19 protein-coding genes, 1 tRNA gene and 1 pseudogene are annotated in these 20,035 nt (G+C 60.0%); 11 read left to right on the top strand and 10 right to left on the bottom strand.

Annotated features, from left to right (window positions below):
• Nucleotides 1-131: 131 nt before the first annotated feature.
• From PNAP_RS24255 to PNAP_RS24245, 3 genes are all read left to right on the top strand, one after another.
• Nucleotides 132-2,777 (top strand): excinuclease ABC subunit UvrA, encoded by a 2,646-nt coding sequence (locus PNAP_RS24255; RefSeq protein ID WP_011798516.1) that lies wholly within the window; start codon nucleotides 132-134, stop codon nucleotides 2,775-2,777.
• Between the two features lie 255 nt (nucleotides 2,778-3,032).
• A complete protein-coding gene (locus PNAP_RS24250) occupies nucleotides 3,033-3,464 on the top strand; it encodes a hypothetical protein (RefSeq protein ID WP_041377785.1) in 432 nt (143 codons plus the stop codon).
• Nucleotides 3,465-3,616: 152 nt separating this feature from the next.
• Nucleotides 3,617-4,984 carry an ISNCY family transposase gene (locus PNAP_RS24245; RefSeq protein WP_157040256.1) on the top strand — a complete coding sequence of 456 codons (1,368 nt, stop codon included), beginning with the start codon at nucleotides 3,617-3,619 and terminating at the stop codon, nucleotides 4,982-4,984.
• Nucleotides 4,985-5,187: 203 nt separating this feature from the next.
• On the opposite strand, the gene PNAP_RS24240 is transcribed toward PNAP_RS24245, so the two are convergent.
• From PNAP_RS24240 to PNAP_RS26530, 4 genes are all read right to left on the bottom strand, one after another.
• Nucleotides 5,188-5,547: a hypothetical protein gene (locus tag PNAP_RS24240; RefSeq protein ID WP_011798513.1), complete on the bottom strand. Its 360-nt coding sequence runs from the start codon at nucleotides 5,545-5,547 to the stop codon at nucleotides 5,188-5,190.
• 189 nt (nucleotides 5,548-5,736) lie between these two features.
• On the bottom strand, nucleotides 5,737-6,369 hold the full coding sequence (locus PNAP_RS24235) for a glutathione S-transferase family protein (RefSeq protein WP_011798512.1): 633 nt from the start codon (nucleotides 6,367-6,369) through the stop codon (nucleotides 5,737-5,739).
• Between the two features lie 55 nt (nucleotides 6,370-6,424).
• Entirely contained in the window at nucleotides 6,425-7,300 is an 876-nt protein-coding gene (yghU, locus tag PNAP_RS24230; RefSeq protein ID WP_011798511.1) for a glutathione-dependent disulfide-bond oxidoreductase, read from the bottom strand.
• A gap of 333 nt (nucleotides 7,301-7,633) precedes the next feature.
• Nucleotides 7,634-8,086, bottom strand: a complete 453-nt coding sequence (locus tag PNAP_RS26530) for an RNA recognition motif domain-containing protein (protein WP_011798510.1) — start codon at nucleotides 8,084-8,086, stop codon at nucleotides 7,634-7,636.
• Nucleotides 8,087-8,772: 686 nt separating this feature from the next.
• Between PNAP_RS26530 and PNAP_RS24220 the strand changes: the two genes are divergently transcribed.
• Nucleotides 8,773-8,849, top strand: a tRNA-Met gene (locus PNAP_RS24220).
• Nucleotides 8,850-8,973: 124 nt separating this feature from the next.
• Here PNAP_RS24220 and PNAP_RS24215 read toward each other — a convergent pair.
• Nucleotides 8,974-9,339, bottom strand: coding sequence for an H-NS histone family protein (locus tag PNAP_RS24215; protein ID WP_011798509.1), 366 nt, complete (start codon nucleotides 9,337-9,339; stop codon nucleotides 8,974-8,976).
• Nucleotides 9,340-9,890: 551 nt separating this feature from the next.
• Between PNAP_RS24215 and PNAP_RS24210 the strand changes: the two genes are divergently transcribed.
• A complete protein-coding gene (locus PNAP_RS24210; protein ID WP_011798278.1) occupies nucleotides 9,891-11,228 on the top strand; it encodes an IS4 family transposase in 1,338 nt (445 codons plus the stop codon).
• Between the two features lie 340 nt (nucleotides 11,229-11,568).
• Here PNAP_RS24210 and PNAP_RS24205 read toward each other — a convergent pair whose 3' ends face one another.
• The 4 genes from PNAP_RS24205 to PNAP_RS25340 form a co-directional block, all read right to left on the bottom strand.
• Nucleotides 11,569-11,973, bottom strand: a complete 405-nt coding sequence (locus PNAP_RS24205) for a nuclear transport factor 2 family protein (protein WP_011798508.1) — start codon at nucleotides 11,971-11,973, stop codon at nucleotides 11,569-11,571.
• A 400-nt stretch (nucleotides 11,974-12,373) separates the two neighbouring features.
• Complete coding sequence (locus PNAP_RS24195; RefSeq protein ID WP_011798507.1) at nucleotides 12,374-12,742, bottom strand: calcium-binding protein; 369 nt, start codon at nucleotides 12,740-12,742, stop codon at nucleotides 12,374-12,376.
• A 108-nt stretch (nucleotides 12,743-12,850) separates the two neighbouring features.
• A complete protein-coding gene (locus PNAP_RS24190) occupies nucleotides 12,851-13,045 on the bottom strand; it encodes a hypothetical protein (RefSeq protein ID WP_041377783.1) in 195 nt (64 codons plus the stop codon).
• A gap of 134 nt (nucleotides 13,046-13,179) precedes the next feature.
• Nucleotides 13,180-14,220: a lysozyme inhibitor LprI family protein gene (locus PNAP_RS25340; protein ID WP_049763850.1), complete on the bottom strand. Its 1,041-nt coding sequence runs from the start codon at nucleotides 14,218-14,220 to the stop codon at nucleotides 13,180-13,182.
• A gap of 288 nt (nucleotides 14,221-14,508) precedes the next feature.
• Between PNAP_RS25340 and PNAP_RS26525 the strand changes: the two genes are divergently transcribed.
• From PNAP_RS26525 to PNAP_RS27480, 5 genes are all read left to right on the top strand, one after another.
• Nucleotides 14,509-15,641, top strand: a protein-coding gene (locus tag PNAP_RS26525; RefSeq protein WP_086000545.1) for an IS630 family transposase whose coding sequence is annotated in 2 segments (ribosomal slippage) — nucleotides 14,509-14,941 and nucleotides 14,941-15,641 — 1,134 coding nt in all. Because the reading frame shifts where the segments join, the coding sequence is not laid out codon by codon here.
• Between the two features lie 41 nt (nucleotides 15,642-15,682).
• Nucleotides 15,683-15,964: a transposase gene (locus PNAP_RS28390; RefSeq protein ID WP_408633767.1), complete on the top strand. Its 282-nt coding sequence runs from the start codon at nucleotides 15,683-15,685 to the stop codon at nucleotides 15,962-15,964.
• A gap of 301 nt (nucleotides 15,965-16,265) precedes the next feature.
• Nucleotides 16,266-16,508 carry a phage tail protein gene (locus PNAP_RS26515; protein ID WP_011798502.1) on the top strand — a complete coding sequence of 81 codons (243 nt, stop codon included), beginning with the start codon at nucleotides 16,266-16,268 and terminating at the stop codon, nucleotides 16,506-16,508.
• Nucleotides 16,509-16,909: 401 nt separating this feature from the next.
• Complete coding sequence (locus PNAP_RS24170) at nucleotides 16,910-18,415, top strand: FAD/NAD(P)-binding protein (RefSeq protein WP_198140747.1); 1,506 nt, start codon at nucleotides 16,910-16,912, stop codon at nucleotides 18,413-18,415.
• Between the two features lie 334 nt (nucleotides 18,416-18,749).
• Nucleotides 18,750-18,917, top strand: coding sequence for a hypothetical protein (locus tag PNAP_RS27480; RefSeq protein ID WP_157040556.1), 168 nt, complete (start codon nucleotides 18,750-18,752; stop codon nucleotides 18,915-18,917).
• A gap of 265 nt (nucleotides 18,918-19,182) precedes the next feature.
• On the opposite strand, the gene PNAP_RS24165 is transcribed toward PNAP_RS27480, so the two are convergent.
• Nucleotides 19,183-19,581, bottom strand: coding sequence for a hypothetical protein (locus tag PNAP_RS24165; RefSeq protein ID WP_011798500.1), 399 nt, complete (start codon nucleotides 19,579-19,581; stop codon nucleotides 19,183-19,185).
• A gap of 223 nt (nucleotides 19,582-19,804) precedes the next feature.
• Between PNAP_RS24165 and PNAP_RS24160 the strand changes: the two are divergent.
• Nucleotides 19,805-20,012 (top strand): annotated as a pseudogene (locus PNAP_RS24160) (dodecin).
• Nucleotides 20,013-20,035: the final 23 nt, after the last annotated feature.

The following is a 20,035-nucleotide window of genomic DNA, read 5'->3' as shown; positions in this document are numbered from 1 at the left end:
GGCAAACTGAGCGGTCATGAGAGTTCTCACATCAGTTTCACTATGCCTGCGAAGTGGGAAACCATTTGCCGTAATCCCGACCGCCTTTTGCCACTCGGGACGAACGGTGACTGCAGCAGAAATTACAACGAATGAATAACAGCTTACTGAACAATGAAAGCGCTCGCCAGGGCATGGTCCGAGTCCGGGGTGCGCGCGAGCACAACCTGAAAAACGTTGATGTCGATATTCCTCGCGACGCACTGGTGGTGTTCACAGGCGTTTCCGGTTCAGGAAAATCCTCGCTTGCGTTCGGTACCCTGTACGCTGAGGCGCAGCGCCGATACTTTGAATCCGTCTCTCCGTATGCTCGGCGCCTCATCGACCAAGTCGGCGTTCCCGACGTGGATTCGATAGAGGGACTGCCTCCCGCCGTCGCACTGCAGCAGCAGCGCGGAACTGCCAACGCCCGCTCGTCGGTGGGAAGCGTGACGACCATTTCCAGCAGCGTGCGGATGCTTTTTTCAAGGGCGGGAACGTATCCGCCAAGCCAGCCCATGCTTTACGCAGAAGACTTTTCGCCCAACACGGTGCAAGGGGCGTGTCCGCAGTGTCACGGCCTGGGCCGGGTCTTTGATGTCAATGAAAAGACCATGGTGCCCGACGATTCCTTGACCATTCGCGAGCGTGCGGTGGCCGCATGGCCGACGGCCTGGCAAGGCCAGAACTTGCGCGACATTCTGGTTTCACTCGGTTTTGACGTCGACACGCCCTGGCGAGACCTGCCTGCCAAGGACCGGGAATGGATACTGTTTACGGACGAGCAGCCCACCGTACCCGTCTATGCGGGATTGACCCCAGAGCAGACGCGCGCAGCCCTGCGCCGCAACGCCGAACCCAGCTACCAGGGAACATTCATCGGCGCTCGAAAACACGTACTGCACACCTTTGCCACCACACACAGCGCATTGATGAAAAAGCGGGTCTCAGGTTTCATGGTCGGCAGTGCGTGCCCCCTCTGTCACGGCAAGCGCCTCAAGCGCGAATCCCTTTCGGTCACTTTCGCGGGGCTGGACATTGGCGAGTTGTCGCAGTTGTCCCTCGACCGCCTGGCCTTGATTCTTGCCCCGGCAGCCAGCGGCATATTTGACATCCCCGAAGTACAGGTCCCAGCAAACTTGAGCCGGGAGGAAGCACGAAAAGACACGGCCCGTCGGGTGGGTGCCGGTGGCTCGTCACATGCTGGGGCCAGCGACGTGCGGCGCACGGTCAACCTGTCACCGGAAAAGCGCATGGCAGCCCAGCGCATGGCGAGCGACCTGATGGCGCGCATCACATCGCTCCAACGCCTTGGCCTGGGATACCTGTCTATCGACCGGGCGACCCCGACGCTCTCGCCCGGAGAATTGCAGCGCCTTCGCCTCGCGACCCAAATCCGCTCCAACCTGTTCGGGGTGATTTACGTGCTGGATGAGCCATCCGCAGGGCTGCACCCTGCGGACAACGAAGCGATGATGGAGGCGTTTGAGCAGTTGAAGCGTTCGGGCAATTCAGTCTTCGTTGTCGAGCATGACCTGGACATGATGCGCTGCGCGGACTGGTTGGTCGACGTCGGTCCGGCAGCGGGAGAAGGTGGCGGTGAAGTGCTGTACAGCGGACCCCCAGCAGGGTTTGAGCAGGTGCACAACTCCCAGACCGCAAGGTATCTGTTCGGCCGAGAGAATGAGCTGCAGCGCACGCCCCGGACCCCAACGGACTGGCTGGCGCTGAGCGCCGTTTCGATGAACAACCTGGCTGGCATCGATGCACGGTTTCCCTTGAAAGCGATGTCTGCCGTAACGGGCGTGTCCGGGTCGGGAAAGTCCAGCCTTGTGACCCAGGCGCTGGTTCAGCTGGTACGGGAGAGCCTGGGAAGCGAAACCCCGCATGCCGAGGAAGAACTCGACGCGCTGCAAGACTTTGCACTGCCTCGCGCCAGCGGCCGCATCGCGAGCGGAATGGAGGGCATCAAACGACTCGTGCATGTTGACCAAAAGCCCATTGGCCGCACGCCTCGCTCCAACTTGGCCACCTACACGGGACTGTTCAATCATGTCAGAAAGCTTTTCGCGGACACCCCTGCCGCGCGGTCGCATGACTTCGATGTGGGACGCTTTTCGTTCAATGTGGCCAAAGGACGCTGCGAAACCTGCGAGGGCGAAGGGTTTGTATCGGTCGAGCTTCTTTTCATGCCCAGCGTGTACGCACCGTGCCCTGCGTGCCATGGCGCGCGGTTCAACGAGGACACACTGCAGGTAACCCTGCGGGGCAAGAATATTGCTGATGTCCTGCACATGACGGTTGAAGACGCACAAGCGTTTTTCTGTAATGAAGCCGTCATTGCGAAGCCTCTTAAGCTGCTGAGCGACATCGGCCTGGGCTACCTGCGTCTGGGCCAGCCGGCGACCGAGCTCTCGGGTGGTGAAGCACAGCGCGTGAAGCTTGCCACTGAATTGCAGCGGGCACAGCGCGGTGACGCTCTGTATGTACTTGACGAACCCACCACGGGCCTGCATGCCGCCGACGTCGATAAGTTGCTTTCTCAGCTGCAGGGGCTGGTTGACGCCGGCAACACCGTCATTGTCGTGGAGCACGATATGAGGGTGATAGCCGCGTGTGACTGGGTGATTGACTTGGGGCCAGGAGGAGGCACGGCAGGAGGAAAAATCGTTGCAAGCGGAACCCCCGTGGACGTTGCGCGCAATGGCACCAGTCTTACGGCAACTTACCTCAGAAAAAGCATGGCGCGGTTAACGTAAGCCGGCAGTTGGTATCTGGCTTGATGGTGCGCAACTTCGCGCTTACATTCGCCGCCGGAACGCTCAGGCTCTGGATGCGGGCATCCATGGTGTAGGGTATCCCCTTTGAAAATGCCTATCCGGTTATCGCGTGGCTTTGCTGGATACCCAACCTTGTGTTGGCTGAACTCGCCTTCAACCAGGCACGAAACCGTGCGACCGGGCCGACAATGGCTACTGAGCCAGAGTCCACGGCGCATTCACGTCAGGCCATCAATGCACATCCGTCGATTTTTGTTTCGTCTCATTGCCTATGCATGGGCCGCGCCCAACACGCTGCTCGGCCTGGCTGCCGGGCTGGTCATGCTCTGCTTGGGCGGCCGGCTGCGTTTCGTGGCGGGGGTGGCCGAGTTTCACGGCGGCTGGCTTGGCCGCATCGTCGCCAGACTGCCAGAGCAAGTAGGCTTTGGCGCCATGACGCTGGGCCATGCCATCGTGGGAATTGACCAGTCAACGCTGTGCGTCCTGCGAGCGCACGAACATGCGCACGTTCGGCAGTACGAGCAGTGGGGACTGTTCTTTTTGCCGGCTTACGCGTTGTCCAGTTTGTGGCAAGTCGTCAACGGCCGCAGTGCCCACGCCAGCAACTTTTTTGAAAGGCAGGCCTGCGCGATATCAAGCCAGGCACCGAGTGAGAATAAATTGTAAGCATACTTAACATAAGAGATGTCGTGGAATATATTACTGTAGGCGCTAAATAGTAATGTCGCATTTGTCCCAAATAGAAATGGCGCATTGTTGCCTCGTCCAGTTTCTGGGCTCGAGGAACAGTGATGTCAACTCCTACGGCAACTATTACCATGTCCATGCGCGAAACCGATCGTCTCAAGACCGTCCAGGCTGTGGTGGACCGCATGGCGCGTGTCGGCCAGGCTGCCGAGCAACTCGGGCTTAGCCGACGTCAGCTTGAGCGGCTAGTTCAGCGTTACAAGCACGACGGTGTCCAAGGGCTGGTCTCGCGCAAACGAGGCCGCCCCAGCAACCACCAATTGGCCCCTGGAGTCGCGCAACGCGCCCTTGGCCTGATCCAGGCGCGTTACCCGGACTTCGGCCCGACGTTGGCCTGTGAGAAGCTCATTGAATGTCATGGGCTCCAGCTCAGCGTAGAGACCGTGCGAGCTTTGATGATTGCGGCCGGATTGTGGACGCCGCGCAAACAGCGCGCAGCCAAAATCTACCAGCCGCGCAACCGCCGCGCCTGTGTTGGCGAACTCATCCAGATTGATGGCAGTGATCATGCCTGGTTCGAGTCTCGCTCGGCACCTTGCACGCTGCTGGTGTATATCGATGACGCCACCAGCCGGCTGATGCAACTGCACTTCGTGCCCACCGAATCGGCCTTTGCCTACTTCGAAGCCACACGCGCCTACCTTGAGCAGCACGGCAAGCCTGTGGCGTTCTACAGCGACAAGGCCAGCATCTTTCGCTCGGTGCGCGACTCAACCGACTTTGGCCGCGGAACCACCCAGTTCGGGCGTGTGCTCTTCGAGCTGAACATTGACATCTGGTGCGCCAACTCCAGCCAGGCCAAGGGCCGCGTCGAGCGGGCCAACCTGACGCTGCAGGACCGCCTGGTCAAAGAGCTGCGCCTGCGCGGAATCAACACGCGCGAGGCCGCCAACGCGTTCGCACCGCACTTCATGGCCGACTTCAACGCACGCTTTGCCAAGCCGCCGAAAAGCCAATTCGATGCGCACCGGCCCGTGCGCGACGATGAAGACTTGGACCTGCTGTTTACCTGGCGGCTTCAGCGAAAGGTCTCGCAGTCTCTGACGCTGCAGCATGACCGGGTGATTTACCTGCTTAAGGACACGCCGGTCAACCGTTCCTTGATTCACCGCTATATCGATGTTTTCGAATACCCCGACGGCCGGATTGAACTGAGGGCCGATGGCGCGAACCTGGCGTACGAACGCTACGACCGGTTGGCGCAGATGGACACAAGTGCGATCGTCGAAAACAAACGACTCAGCCACGTATTGCAGGCGGTACAGATCCTGCAGGCCCAGCGTGATGACCGGCACAAATCAGATACCCCCTCGCGAACCAATCAGGGAAAAGCCCCGTATCGACAAAAAGCTCAACCGGGCACGAAGCTCTCAAGTCAGTTCACGCCAGAAGACCTTGAACTTGCAGTCCTGAAAGTCTGCACAGGGACAACAGTGTGAGTTTGATTCGATCAAGATCAGTTAAGCGACATTTCTACTTTGCAGGGAATGCGACATCTGAACTTAGCATTGACAATTACTGAGAAGTTTGAGCATTTTCTGGAATTATGTTCAGTTCACTGGCAGCCGCTGAGTTCATCTTGAATGCTCGGTCAACTCGGCGACGCAAAGACCGGGCCTCTCGTCGTCCCACGCCATGGCACTCATCTTCCAGCCCTCGGGCTTTGAACGGCTTTGCGTTCAATGTGCCGGATTTCGCGTAGGCACTGAATCGATGCGCCACGTTGCCGAAAATCACGGTGGATTCCCAGAATCTCGGACTCATGAAACCGCGTGAGCGTGCCCGAGCTCACCAGCGCCTCGCGTGGCGCAATGAACTCCTGAACGGATGAGATCTCGGGTGCAGAGCCGACGTTCTTGATGAGCAAGCCGCGTTCGATGAACAAGGCCGCAATGCTTGCGTACGAAGGCGCTTCGCCGGGCTCGAAAGACACAGCATGGAAGAACTTCATGGTGAGACGGTCCAGTTCCGCCTTGACCGGGCTGTGTTCTAGATGGCTCATGTGTGTGACGTCCGTTTGGGATTTTTACGCAGCCTTGACGCGGGCACCATAACGGTCAATGGTTCGGCGCCAGGCTGCTTGCGATTTGCAGCGTTTGTGGTCGGTCAATTTAGCGCGAGTGCGCCATAAAGGCAAGGCTTGGTGCCGCAGGCCACAAGTCATCACGCTGATCAATTGCGCTTTAAGCGTCTACAAAGACATTGATGGCCGCTGGGACATCGCCGCTCGCCAGCGCTGCAGGTGCGGGTGTTGTTCACCGGGCTTGAGCTTCACCACGCGTGCAAAGTCAACAGCCACCACGGCCGTGATGTCGGCTACGGAGAAGCTGTCAGTGGCAATGAAGTCGCTCCCGGCCAGGCGGTCGTTGAGCATGCTAAAAAACTGCTGCACCCTGACCAAGCCGCGCTGGGCCAGTTCGGCAATCTGCGGGTAGTCCACCTGTCCGGGCAGCGCCCGGTTGGCCATGCTGGGGGCGCTGTTGCGCAGCGCTTCGGCGACGGCGAGCAACCCTTCAAACTCGACGCGCCAGTTCCAGCTGGCAATGTGCGCCTTTTCAATTGGGGTGGCGCCCAGCAGCGGCGGCTGCGGGTAACGCGCCTCCAGGTAGGCCGTGATCGCCGCATTATCGGTAAGCACTTCCCCTTCTGGCGTGCGCAGCGCCGGGACTGTGCACTGCGGATTGATTTTTTGGTAGGCAACGCTCAATTGCTCGGAATTCCTCAGGTCCACCTGGACCGTCTCGTAGGCAACGCCCTTTTCGGCGAGAAAAATGCGGGCGCGGCGCGGGCTGGGCGCGGTGGCGCAGTCGTACAGGGTGATCATGATTGCATTCCGCTTGGAGGACAGGACAGGACAGGACAGGAAAGTCAACTGAGCATCAAGGCGGCGCGGCCAGCTTGTCCTGCGTTCGGGTGTCAAAGTCGCCGGCATCGTGGCGCTCGTGCAATTGGCTGGACAGCGCGCCGATGGTGCGGTTGACCATGCGGCCGCGCTGGGCGGCCGGACGCTGGGCGATCTGGTCCGTCCAGCGCAGCACATGGCGGTACGCCTGAACCTGCAGGAATTCGCCTGCTTCGTAGAGCTGACCCTTGACCAGCGCGCCGTACCAAGGCCACACCGCCATGTCGGCCACGGTGTACTCGTCGCCCGCTAGAAAAGGACTCTCGGCCAGGCGACGGTCGAGCACGTCCAGCTGGCGCTTGACCTCCATCGCGTACCGGTCGATCGCGTACTCAATTTTTGTGGGCGCATACGCGTAGAAGTGACCAAACCCCCCGCCCAGAAAAGGCGCGCTGCCCATCTGCCAGAACAGCCACGACAGGCATTCGGCACGCTTGGCGCCGCTTGAGGGAAGAAAGGCGCCGAATTTCTCGGCAAGGTACAGCAGAATAGCGCCGGACTCAAACACCCGAACCGGCGCCGCTCCGCTGCGGTCCAGCAGCGCCGGGATCTTGGAGTTGGGGTTAACCGAGACGAAACCGCTGCCGAACTGCTCGCCGTCCTGGATGCGGATCAGCCAGGCGTCGTACTCCGCGCCGGTGTGCCCCGCGGCCAGCAGTTCCTCGAGCATCACCGTCACCTTGACGCCGTTGGGCGTTCCCAGCGAATACAGCTGCAGCGGATGGCGCCCGACCGGCAGCGCCTTGTCATGGGTCGGGCCTGCGGTCGGCCGGTTGATGCTGGCGAAGCGGCCACCGCTTTCCTTGAGGCCAGACCAGACCTTGGGCGGGGTGTACGAAGAAAGGTTGTCCATGGGCAAAGCGGTTTGTCGTGGTTGAAGTTTGTTGGACAAAGGTTTCAGGCGCATGGTACGCGGGTCGCCGGCAATGAAGGTCTTATCCATGCTGGCTGTCTTCGCTTTCATACACTGGAATGCTTGCGCTGCGCGGGGATTGCGGCTTGCAGGAAGGGTAAAACATAAATCGACAGTAGGGGGTCAATTCTGTGTGGGTGCCAACCTGCACAGGCCCTTCAAGGTAAAAAGGCTTCCAAACCGAAGTTTGGAAGCCTTTTATGCTGTGCTCAGCGCAAGGCCAGGGACGCTGGTGTCAAGCGCCATCTTTGCCGTTGACCGGGTATGCCGGGCTTAGTAGCCGCCGCGACCACCACCACCGCCGCCGCCGTAACCACCGCCACCCGAACGGTCCCCACCGCCATAGCCGCCCCCACCCGAACGGCCGCCGCTATAGCCGCCGCCACCGCCAGAGCGATCACCGCCACCATAACCGCCTCCGCCAGAACGATCTCCACCGCCACCACCGCCGAAACCGCCGGTACGTGGAGGACGTGCCTCCATTGGACGGGCTTCGTTCACGGTAATGCTGCGCCCGCCCAGAGGCTGACCGTTCATGCCGTTGATGGCCGCTTGTGCTTGGGCGTCGTTGGCCATCTCGACAAAGCCAAAGCCTTTGGATCGACCCGTGTCGCGCTCCATCATGACTTTGGCGCTGGTGACAGCACCGAATTGACCAAACGATTGCTGCAGGTCTTCGTCACGCACCGTGTAAGGCAGGTTGCCGACGTATAGTTTGTTGCCCATGAAGGGGACTCCTCGAAAAACACAAAAACAAAAGCGATGGAGTCCCGAAAGCACAACACACACGAAAAGTAGCGCCGTCGCATGCGAAACTGACCGATCACCTGACTCTGTGCGAATGCTTTGGCACCCACACCCTTGAAATTATGCTTCAGGACGCGTGGGCAACATCATTCCTTACCCGCAACCTGCGTGTCCAGCGGTAGAAACGCACGGTCCCGCCGAAATCATTCAGCATCCAGTTTTACCATCAACACCGACCGAGCTGTCCATGAACGTTCAGTGCTTTCATCCGCGCGCAAATTGCCCTGAACTTGCTGGCGCGCAGCAGCCTGATCTTTTCGCTTGGCAAGTCCGGTGGCTGGGCCATTGAGTTGCCGATGTTATTTCTGGTGAGGCTCACCAAGGCTTTCGGAGCAAGCTTGCAGTGCAAGCCGAGTAAGCTTTCATACCCTGGCTAGCTGGCTAGCTGGCTAGCTGGCTAGCTGGCTAGCTGCCGTGCTGGTATCTAGCCTGCGGCCATCAAGGCACGGGTGTCATCGCTGAAGTTGGGTTTTCAGGCGATGAAAAACCAACCCCAGTGCTGCCGTACAATGGAAGTGTCCTGCAAATGCCCTGTACTGTGAAGTAACAGCATAACAAGCACAACAGCGATCAAGCCTTTCAGGCAAAGTCGCTTTCGAAATTTCCGCGCGGTGGAGCAGCCTGGTAGCTCGTTGGGCTCATAACCCAAAGGTCGTAAGTTCAAATCTTGCCCGCGCAACCAAGACAAAAGCCTCAGCGCGTTCATGTGCTGAGGCTTTTTTTTGCGGGCAGCTTGACGCCATGCATGCAAAGGTGGCCCGATTCAAGCCGCCTGTCATGACGCTGTTGCTGCCCTGCCCTGTGCCCTACGCTGCAGTGTCCTGTCGGATCAGTAAATCGTCCCGGGTTTTGCCGCCCGCCAGCAAATCATTGAGCCACTTGGGCGCCGTTCCCCGGCCGCTCCACTCCTGGCCTTCGGGGCCGCGGTATTTCGCGGGCGAATGCACTACGGGCTTCTTGCCCTTGGTCGGGCTCGCCGCAGGCTTGGCCAGCGTCGCCTTGGGCTTGGTGGCTTTGGCCGCCGGACGGCTCAGTTCATCAGCCGTGATGCCGTAGGCGGCCATTTGCTCGCGCAACTGGGCCAGCACGGCGGGCCGGTTCTTTTTCTGCAGATCCGCGGCCTGCTTTTCCATCTCGGCGATTTGCTGGCGGAGCTTGATGAGTTCATTCATGTCGGGGTTTTCTAAAGTTGTAGCAGCACGTATCGTACTGCGCCTGGGGGGTGCGCGCCTTCGTTGTACGGTTTGCTAGAGGGCTTGACGCATTGGCGAACAGGGGTCAAAGCTCACTGAGGCCGGCAATAAAAAGCGCGACTTGCACACCCTGGAGCGACTCCCGCGATGGGCAGTGGTCAGCACCAACCCTTTTGGTGTTACGTTGCCGTCAAGGATGCCCTTGACGCAGTAACAACCATTTCTTGACCCGCAGCACTGCGTAAAATGCAGGCAGCCTTGCGCAAGCCGCGCCCTGACTTGGTTTGGATGGATTTTTGGCCCCTCATCAACAAAGTTATCCACAAGAAACGCGAACAACTTGGACAACTTCGTTTTGCGGCCTGGGTGTCGTCGTCAACGACGTGTCTACTGCGGATTGCGCAGATCAACCGGATAATTAAGGTCGAAATGCGCGTACTGCTGTGCAGCCGTAGAACCCATCCCATTACACACATAGTTGAGCCGATAGACTTGGGGTTTGGTGAAGTTAAACGGTCAAGGAAGCAACAATGGGCTGGGGCGATGAAGAGTTCAAGACGATCGAACTGGGCGATGAGCGCCTGAACCGGCGCGCCGTGCTGCTGGCAGAGCGACTGGGGCAAAAGCCCTCGGCCAGCATTCCCGGCGCTTGCCAGAGTTGGGCAGAAACGGCAGCGGCTTACCGGTTTTTGTGCAACGAAGAGGTGAGCTGGGACAAGGTGCTCGCGCCCCACTTGCAGGCCAGCCAGGCGCGCATGGCACAGCACCAAGTGGTGCTGTGCCTTCAGGACACAACCGAGCTGGACTACCACGGACAGGACATCGAGGGTCTGGGGCCCTTGAACTACGAGGCCCAGCGCGGGCTGTATTTGCACCCCACCTATGTTGTGAGTCCTGAGCGCGAGCCGCTGGGCGTATTCAATGCCTGGACGTGGGCGCGCGAATTCAAGGCAGCAGACGGCAAGCGCGGCGGGCCGTGCGAAAGCACCCGCTGGATTGAGAGCTACGAGCGAATCGCTGAGAGTGCCCAGCAGCTGCCCCAAACGCGCCATGTGTGCATCGGCGACCGCGAGTCGGACATGCTGGAGTTGATGGTCAAGGCGCGGGACTTGGGCTACCCGGCCGACTACCTGGTGCGCAGCCAGCACAACCGGGTGCTGCCGGGCGGGGACAAGCTGTGGGACCGGGTGATGGTGCAAACTTCTCTGGGGCGCATCCGCTTCATGCTGCCAGCCGGGCGGGGCCGAAAGAGCCGCACGGTCGAGCAGGACATCCGCATTGAGCGCGTCCAGCTGAGCGACAGGGACAAGGGAGTCATCGAGGTCAGCTGCCTGGTGGCCTCGGAGGTCAACGCCCCGGCAGGCGTCAAGCCCGTGGTCTGGCGGCTGCTGAGCAACCGCGTGGCCAGCACACTGGAACAGGCCAGCGAGCTGATCGACTGGTACCGCTCGCGCTGGGAAATCGAGCTTTTTTTCTTGATTCTCAAGGAGGGCTGCCGAGTCGAGCGGCTGCAGCTGAGCGACAAAGACCGGCTGGAGTCAGCGCTGGCGATATACCTGGTCATTGCCTGGCGCATCAACCGCTTGATGCGGCTGGGGCGCACGGTGCCCGAGCTCGATGCCGAACTGGTGTTTGAGCCCGACGAGTGGCGTGCGGCGTACATCCTGAACAAAAAGCCGATACCGAAAAAGATGCCCGGACTCAACGAAGTCATCCGGCTGATTGCCCGGCGAGGCGGGTTTTTGGGGCGAAAAGGCGATGGTGAGCCCGGTGCCAGAACGCTATGGTTGGGCCTGCAGGAAATTGCCGTCTTCGTGGAAGGTGCCCGCTACGCCAGGAGCTACAGCGAAACGGGGATTTGTGTGTAATGAGATGCGTAGAACCGCATCATTCTTTGACTCCGAGGAGTCCGCTCGAAGCGCGCGTCACTGCTACAGCTCGACTGTCCGCTCGGCAACCGCACACATTGTCGATTCGAACGAACTTATCGGGCCATCAAGAGCCGGTCATGAACGATCATTGACTGCACATCAATTCGGTTGGAAGTCAAGCCGACACGGACGATCGGAATCACATGCTGCATTTCTAACGATCAATGGACGGTCGCCAAAAGACTGGACGCTCACCTTCAAATTTCCGGATACCTGACCTTCAACACTTCAGTTCACCGGCTGCTGAGGAAAGGCCGGTAAAACGAAGGGGCGGGTGTCATCGCGTTGAGTTCTCACTGGGTGGACGGTTCTTGCGGTAAGAGTTCTTCAGCAAGATCTTGCCGTCGCGAAAGGTGAACAGATCACAACCATGAACTTCGACGCGGGTTCCATCCGCACGTGTTCCCGTGAACGTCCACTCGGAGACGCCTCGGTTTCCATGGACAAAATGGCGCACATTGCCCCAGTGGGCATCGGGAAAGACCCCCCAGACCTGCGCGAAGCCCGCTCGCACGGCTTGTCTGCCAACGTACCGGGTGCCGCAGACATCAGCGCCAGCAGAGGACTCGAAGACGCAGTCCTCTGTCATGAACGACATGAGAACATCGACATCGTGGCGATTCCACGCGTCGGCAAAGGCCTGCAATACGTCCGTGGTCACTTCAGGAATCAACATCTGCATGATCGGGCACCTCCTACAGGCTCTGCACAGGAATGTGCTGTACTGACGGCCATCGTGCTCTATACCGCCAGAGACTGCAATACAACGTGGTGTGTTGGCCCATTGGCGTTGTCCACGCGCGTTGCCGCGCACTCGACGCACCCGTCGATGATTCCCTGCTGGTCCGGACCCACTTTGCAGCACTCGTTCCTTGCACATCCAAACCGCTGTTTCACCGCGATCTTGGCCAGGCCAAGCGCGAACGCGCATCTTTCGTCCGTGAGACCTGGATGTCGCTCATACTGTGTTTTCAGGCCAGCTTCGATGTTCTGGCACGCGTCGAGGAATTCGTCGTCGTTCAACCTCATGGCCGGATCGGTGTTGGCTGGTGAGCAGATCGGGGCGGTGAGCAGGCCCGCCGTCAGTATTCGTAGCCACGTGCCACCCAATAGTGCCAATCGGCAACGGCCTGGCACGTTTGCTTATCCAGCGCATGACACGCAAGCTGTTCGAGTGGCACGGCAAGCCGGGACTTTGCGTACCTGACGAGTACGAAGATCTCAGACATGCAGTCGTCTTCGCTTGCCAGGTCGACCACTTCGACCTCGACGCCGACTTCCAGCGGTGACGTCGCGCGAGCTGACCGGCACGTCGCCTTGAACGGCACTTGCAGTTCGTCTTGGAGGTAGCAGTACCAGCCCATGGCCCGTTCCGCCGCGTCGTAGGCATCCACGACGATCTCGAAGGCGATGCGGTTTTCCCGGTCGGGCTGCTCGGGTATGCGTTTCATGGCGTGCGGGCTTCTTGGGGGCTAACGTAATGATAATTCGTGGAAGGTGTTCCCTCTTGCAAAATTGGCTACCTTTGAGAATTATGTTCAGTGTCCCGCATCAGGCTCTCACTGCAGGTATGGCTGATTGCCGTGGAGGCTGCCTTGGCTGTCACGCCGTGCGCCTGGCCTGGGCAGGTTCATGCCGCCATCGCGCACCTGTTGGGACAACCCCAGCAACACGCTGATGCCCACCATCTTCTTCAGCTCAGACATCGAGGCGGTCGAATACTCGCGTGTCTCGTCGTTGGCGACTTCCGGCACGCTGCTGCTGCTTCAGGCTGTAGAGCACCTTCCAAAGGTATGTGGACATTAGGATATGGCCGACTTGCTTGATTCCGCTGCCGATATGGGCAGGGCGGCAAACGAAGCAAAGCTCAGCGTCGCCACAAAATAGTTTATCGGGAGACCGTTGATGGCGCTGGCTCCTGCTTCGGCCCTTCAATGACATGCATCAGCTGATCGTGCCTGTTGGCATACCAGCGCAGCAGGCACTCCCGGTCCCGGCACGTTGCCTCGCGCCGGCGCCACTCCTCGCTGTTCTGGCGCCCAAAGGCGGCGCCGTCGGCCGCCGCGCTTTTGGCCCGCGCGTACACCCGGCCCAGTTCGCGGTCGAGCCGGGCAAGCTCGGCGTCCGAACAAATCATCTTCTCGGGCATCGAGCGCGCCTTGGCGCAGTCAAAACTCGGCCCGGGCGGCGCTGCCGTGCTCGGCCCATGCGGCGCCGGCAGCGCTGCTTGTGCGGCCTCATTGCGGCGGGCCTGCGATGGCGGCATCAAGGCTTGAGAAGGCGGTGAAGTGCCCTCCTGCGCCGACCTGACCGGCTGGCCCAGCGCCTTGAGCCCTTCGGCCGCGAACCGTGACTTTTCATGGGCTTGGCCGTACCTGGCCAGGTACGTGCGCAGGCTGTCGGCGTACAGGCGTTGGGCGCGCCTGCGCAGCTCGGCGCGGCTGGCTCTGGCAGAGCCGTCCTCCAAGGCGAGTCCCGCATAAAGCCAGCCCAGCTGGTACTTCGCGTCGGCGGACTCGACGGAGTCCATTCCCTTGAGCTTGTCGGCCACCCGGCACGACATCAGGAACGCCACTTCGGCGTCGCGCGGCCGGCCTGCCGCAGCCGCTTCCTTGCCCAGGACAATGAACGAGGCGATATTTTTCGCGGTCATGCCGGACAAGTCGGCCTGCAGAGAAAATTTCCCGTCCTTCCTGCCGGTTGCTGCCGCTGCCGGCTGCAAGGGACAGGCGGTCCGCTGCACGGGCGCCAGTGCTGCGCTGCGCGGTGCAGCCGTTGTCTTCGGTTGATCGGGAAAAGGCGATGAAGCGGCATGACCGAGCATCAGCAGCCATGCGCCCGCGACGGCTGCTGCCCCGCGCCCCAGCGCGGATGCAAGGATGACCCCTTGATGCTTGATGATGACCATGCCGATACCATAGCGCGGCACGGGGAGCGCAAGGGTAGGACTTCACCCATTGATCGAAAAAAGCGCTCGGCGCTGCAGGCGCTGCACAACCTGGCTGACCAGCACCGGCTGTGTTACGGCGCGCTCGGCCGGGAAAAGCTCGCGCCTAGCTGCAATGCTGTTCAGTTAGGTACCGCAACCTGTCCGAATCGTGCATGCCGAAGCTTTGTTAAGTGGCGAGCTACTTTGACAAACTCAGGGTAAAGGACTTAAGTGAACAGCATTGCGCCTAGTGTCGCGTCATGAGCTATGTGACGTGGACAATGGGGGATGGAACATTACAAAGTCACGTTATCCGAGCCAGAAAGAGCCGAGCTGCAGGGCATTGCAGGCAAAGGCACCCACGCAGCGTCCAAAGTCATCAATGCCTTGATACTGCTCAACTGTGACCAATCAGGAGGGCGAACCGAACGCGCTCGCACGTGTGACATCGCAACCATGCTGTGCGTGAGTGAGCGCAAGGTGGACCGCATCAAGAAGAAGTTTGTCCTCGAAGGCCTGGACCTCACGCTGAACCGCCAGCCCTCCAGGTGCGAGTACGACCTGAAGATCGATGGCCGCCTGGAGGCGCAGCTGCTGGCGCTGAGTTGCTCGGCGCCGCCCGAAGGCCAGGCCCGCTGGTCGCTACGGCTGCTGGCTGACCGGCTGGTCGAACTGGAATATATCGACACCGTGTCCCATGAGACGGTGCGGCGGGCTCTCAAAAAAACGAACTCAAACCCTGGAGGAAAGTCGGCTGGGTGATCGCGCCGCCAGCGAGCGCCGCCTTCGTGGCCGCCATGGAAAAGGTGCTGGACATCTACAGCCGCCCTATGGACGCGAAGCACCCCGTGGTGTGCATGGATGAGACGCCTCGCCAGCTCATTCGCGAGACCCGCGAGCCTATTGCAGCGGCGCCCGGGCGGCCCGAGCGCCATGACTACGAATACGAACGCTGCGGCGTGTGCAACGTGTTCATGGCTAGCGAGCCGCTGGCCGGGCGGCGCCTAACCAAGGTCACTGAGCGGCGGACCAAAACGGACTGGGCGGTGTTCGTGCAGGACATTGCCGCCAGCTACCCCGACGCCGAGCGCATCACACTCGTGATGGACAACCTCAACACCCACACCCCGGGCTCACTGTACGAGGCGTTTTCCCCCGAGCAGGCCAAGGCGCTGTGGGACCGCTTCGAGTTCGTCTACACGCCCAAGCACGGCAGCTGGCTGAACATGGCCGAGATCGAAATCAACGTTATGGTGGATCAGTGCCTGAGCCGGCGCATCGACAGCATCGAGACCGTGCGCAGCGAAGTCGCTGCCTGGCAGGCCCGCCGCGACAACCTTCAGGCCAAAGTCAACTGGCAATTCACAACCAAGGATGCCCGCATCAAGCTAAAACGCCTTTACCCGACAACTTCCTCATGACGAGACACTAGTCGGGCCTGCTTTCGCGTCATGATGCATCAATGAAGAGCCGTCCCGGTGGTGCGAACAGGACATTTTTCAATGCCCTGCTGTGGATGGCCCGCACGGACGCCCCCTGGCGCGATCTTCCCGAGCGATTGGGGAAAATGGAGCGCGGTGTACCAGCGGTACGCCTACTGGTGCGGCAAAGGCCATTGCGAACGCCTTTTCAAGGGTGCGCAGCAGCCCGATCTAGAAGCCATGATGGTGGACTCGACCTGCTGACGAGCCTATCCAAGCCTCGGCAGGAGCCCGAAAGGAAAGCGGCCAGGCCATCGGCGTGACGCGCAAAGGCCTGAACACCAAAGTTCCTGCTGTCTGCGATGCATTGGGCAACCCTGTCGCAGGCCATGCGCGCAGTCGGATTGCGCCGCAAGCATTACCGGGGATTGGCCATAACGAGCCTGCAGCATGTGGCGACGGGGGTCGCCATGAATGTCAAGCGGGTCACGGCATGCCTAACCAGTCAGTTTCGGGAGAAAACACGAACGACGCGCTTTGCCCGGCTGGCGTCATGAACTTGACAATTCGCCAACAGTATCCTACCGTTCATCGCGCTTTACCGCCACCATAGGGAGCCTTACCATGGAACCATTTCTCGGTCAAATTCAACTGCTTCCGTATAACTTCGCCCCAAACGGCTGGGCATTCTGCGAAGGGCAACTCATGGCCATTTCGCAAAATACTGCCCTCTTCAGTTTACTGGGCACAACCTATGGAGGAGACGGTGCTACGACCTTCGCATTGCCGAATCTGAAGGGTAAAGAGCCAGATCCCAACACGCACTTTTGCATTGCGTTGGAGGGGATATATCCGTCCAGGTCCTAATATTCCTTGCCCAATACTTGGTCGAGGCATAGCCTTGGGGGGGATAATTCACAGGCAGATGCGGCTTTATTGGCACACGACCTCGTCTTCGAGTGTGGGGCAGAGACCAGTTCGCGCTTGAGTTGCTCGTTCTCATTTTGCAGACAGCGTAATTTCCCCATGGTGGCGCTGAATGTGCAGAAGTCCATTGCGTACAGGGTCAAGTAGCGTTTAAAACTTTCCCCGTCACAGCGTACAAAATCCTTTCAGTTGAACTGATGAGGCTGAGGGATTTTTCCTTGGCTTGAAACGCAATGAATCGTTGCCGGTTTCCCGTCCCTTTGCCGTGATGCGTGATGCGTGATGGGGTCGAGCAAAGCGGTGGTCATCCTGGCATCCCCGAAAACGCTATGGAGCACACAGTGTTGCCTGATAAACCGAGCCATATTGCCATTGTCGGAGGTGGCTTCAGCGGTGTCTGTGCGGCGGTCCAGCTGGTGAGAAGCAGCCCAGCACCTTTGCACATCACCCTCATCGAGCCCCGTGACCGGGTTGGCCTGGGCCTGGCCTATTCGACCACCGATCCCGATCACCGCTTGAATGGTCCGACCTGGGTTCACTCCATCGACCCTCAGGATTCAGGGCATTTCACGCGATGGTGTGAAAAGCAAGGCATCTTTTCGGCCGACTCGCAGGCGCTGCTGCCCGATGGCAGCGCTTTCGTGCGGCGTGCAGACTTTGGCAGGTATATGGAATCTGCCTTCCGTGAACACGCTCAATGGCCAGCGACGCAATCGACCATCACGCATCTTCGAGCCCGCGCAGTCGATGCGTTGGAAAAAGGCGATTCGGTCGAGCTGGTGACCGATGCAGGACACTCACTGGTGTGCGACCTGCTGATCATCGCCACCGGCAATCCGCAACCGAGGCTGCAAGCGCCGCTGGATGCCTCGCTGGCGGCACATCCCGGGGTTGTTGAAAATCCGCTCGACACCCAACGGTTGCTTGAAATTCCTGCTCAAGCCAGCGTCTTGATCATCGGCAGCAGCCTGACGGCGCTCGATGTCCTGGCGACCCTCCTGCGGCAAGGGCACACGGGCAAGATGGTGAGCATTTCAAGACGCGGATTGCAGCCACGTCCCCAGGCGCCCTCTGCCGGCCCCCTTTCACCGCCCCCGACCGTGCCGGTTGCGCCTGCAACGGCCACGGGCCGCCAGATGCTGGATCGAATCCTGGGGCCGGCGCCGGACTTTCTCACGCAACCGGGGGTTGAGCCCACGTTGCGAGCCTGGATCCGGGCGCTTCGACAGCGTATTGGGGAGGTCCAGGCGCAGGGCGCAAGCTGGCACTTGGCCTTTGATGAGCTGCGCGACGTGGTGTGGCGGACCTGGCCCCTGTTGCCCACAGCGGAAAAACGACGATTTCTCAAGAAAGCGCGGACCTGGTACGACGTGCACCGCTTTCGCTCGCCGCCACAGACGCAAAGCCTGGTGCAGGCTGCGCAGGCGCAGGGTCGCATCGAGTTCAGGGTGGATCGAATTCAGTCAGTGGCTGCGCTTGAAGCAAGCGGCCCGCTGCGGGTTTGTTTTGCGCCCAGACAGGGCAATGCCAAGCGGTGCGAAGCGTTCGAGGTCATCATCAATTGCACGGGCCTGGACGTTCTGGCGAGGGTTTCATCGAATCCATTTCTGTCTGCCTTGATGGACAAGGGCTGGCTCACTCCCGATGCATGCGGTATCGGCTTCGCGGTCGATGAGCATTGCCGGGCGTTGACCGCCAAGGGCACGAAACAACGGGCAGTCCGCGTGATAGGGCCGCCAACAGCGGGTACCTTTGGGGATCCGCTCGGAGCGATGTTCATCGCCGCGCAAATCTACCGCATCGTTCCTGATGTTTTGAGCAGCCTGGAGGCAAGCCGCATGCGCTGACGGCCGAAAATGGCTGTCATGCTGGAGAGGCTGACATGGGCAGGATTGTCTTTTTTGCAGAAGTCTTTACTTACTTATGTTTACGTGATTTACACAATGGTACTGACCTGGTTCAAGCTTCAAAAACCGCCATGGGTTCCGCAAGGGTTCTCATGGATGAGCTTAAAACACAGCGTATCAAAACTTCAAGGAAGTAACCATTTGAAGTGATGGGCAATAAGCACTGCATTGACGAAACTGGATTCAGACAACGCAGGTGCGACGCGGCAGTGCAAAAGGGTCGAGCTGCACTGCGCAAGTAAGCACATCAACAACGCATGGACAAGGAAGTGCTATGTTTTTTCTCAACCGCAGCGTGAACTGGAACAACGGGGACTACCGCGATTACTGCGATCACAGGGCCCGAGTGAAACGTCGCCTGCGCCTGCGGATGTCCATTGGCCTGACGCTGATGGGTTGCATGCTGGTGATCGCTGCGTGGGCTCCCAACGTCAGCGTGTAGATTCAGGCCCAGTCGATGCAGGCTGCGCCTGGACTGTCGGTGTTGGCACTGATGCGGAGTTGACAGTGATGCCGGCAAAGCATGGATCACCCTGCAAGCCAGGACAATCGAGGCTGCTGGCCGTGCAATCTCAAAGACGTCTTGCGTTCCAGGCTCGAAGTCCATCTCTGGCATGAGCTCATCGCCGCGGCATTGGTGAACTCCCCCACGGGCAAAGCAGAAATTACGGCTTTGTCTGTCCTTGATCGATGAGAGGGGGGCGGACTCAAAAGTCCAGCGGACGCCCATCGTCAAGCTCATCATGCCGGGCTGGCTGCTGGGAGTCGGACGGTCCAGGCGGCCTGCGCTCGAGCGCCTTGCGCTTGCGGCTCACATGGTAAGCAGTCAAGACCTGGCCGGCCACCAGGTCCAGCGCCGGGCGGGCCGTGCCCTCGCGGTCGATCCATGCCTTGGGCACGAGGCTGCCGGCCAGCGCCACGGCGTCGCTGTCGCCCAGGGCCAGCAGGGCCTCGCAAGCGGCCTGGCTGAAGGCGATCACGTTCACGAACACATCGCTATCGCCGGCATGGGCGCGCATCTTGGCGACCACGAACAGCGTTCCCGTCCTGCCGGTCTTTTGGGCGGGCTGGCCGTGCAGCTTGCCCGATACCAGGGCTTCGATCATTGCAATAGCTCCAGGTTGGGTTTCATGCCGCTTTTTAGCGGGTAGCTCAAGCGTTGCCAAGCTGGCTCAGTGTAGGGGACATAGGCTGCCCATCTTTGTGGCCTTCAAGGAATCAAGCCTCACCCCGCCAACGCTGCTTGCCCGTGTGGCTATGTGTTTGTAGTTCCATCGCACAGCGCGTAAGATTTGGCTGCACAAGCCGATCCACTCTGGGAGCAACGTGATGAGCAACCATGTCTACAAGCTGCTGGAGCTGACCGGCTCGCCCAGCGTCAGTATTGAAGAGGCCGTGAGCACGGCCATTGCCAGGGTGCATGAGACGGTGCGCAGCATCCCAGTGGTTCACCGTCACCGAGACCCGGGGCCATGTGGTCGATGGCAAGGTGGCGCACTGGCAGGTGTCGCTGAGAATCGGCTTCACGCTGGAGTAATCGCCAGCCCCTTAAAACTTGAA

Origin of the sequence: Polaromonas naphthalenivorans CJ2 (genome assembly GCF_000015505.1) — a bacterium.
Taxonomy (GTDB): Bacteria; Pseudomonadota; Gammaproteobacteria; order Burkholderiales; family Burkholderiaceae_C; genus Polaromonas; species Polaromonas naphthalenivorans.
The sequence above is the reverse complement of the archived record's forward strand: the minus strand, read 5'-3'. Positions and strand labels throughout refer to the sequence as shown.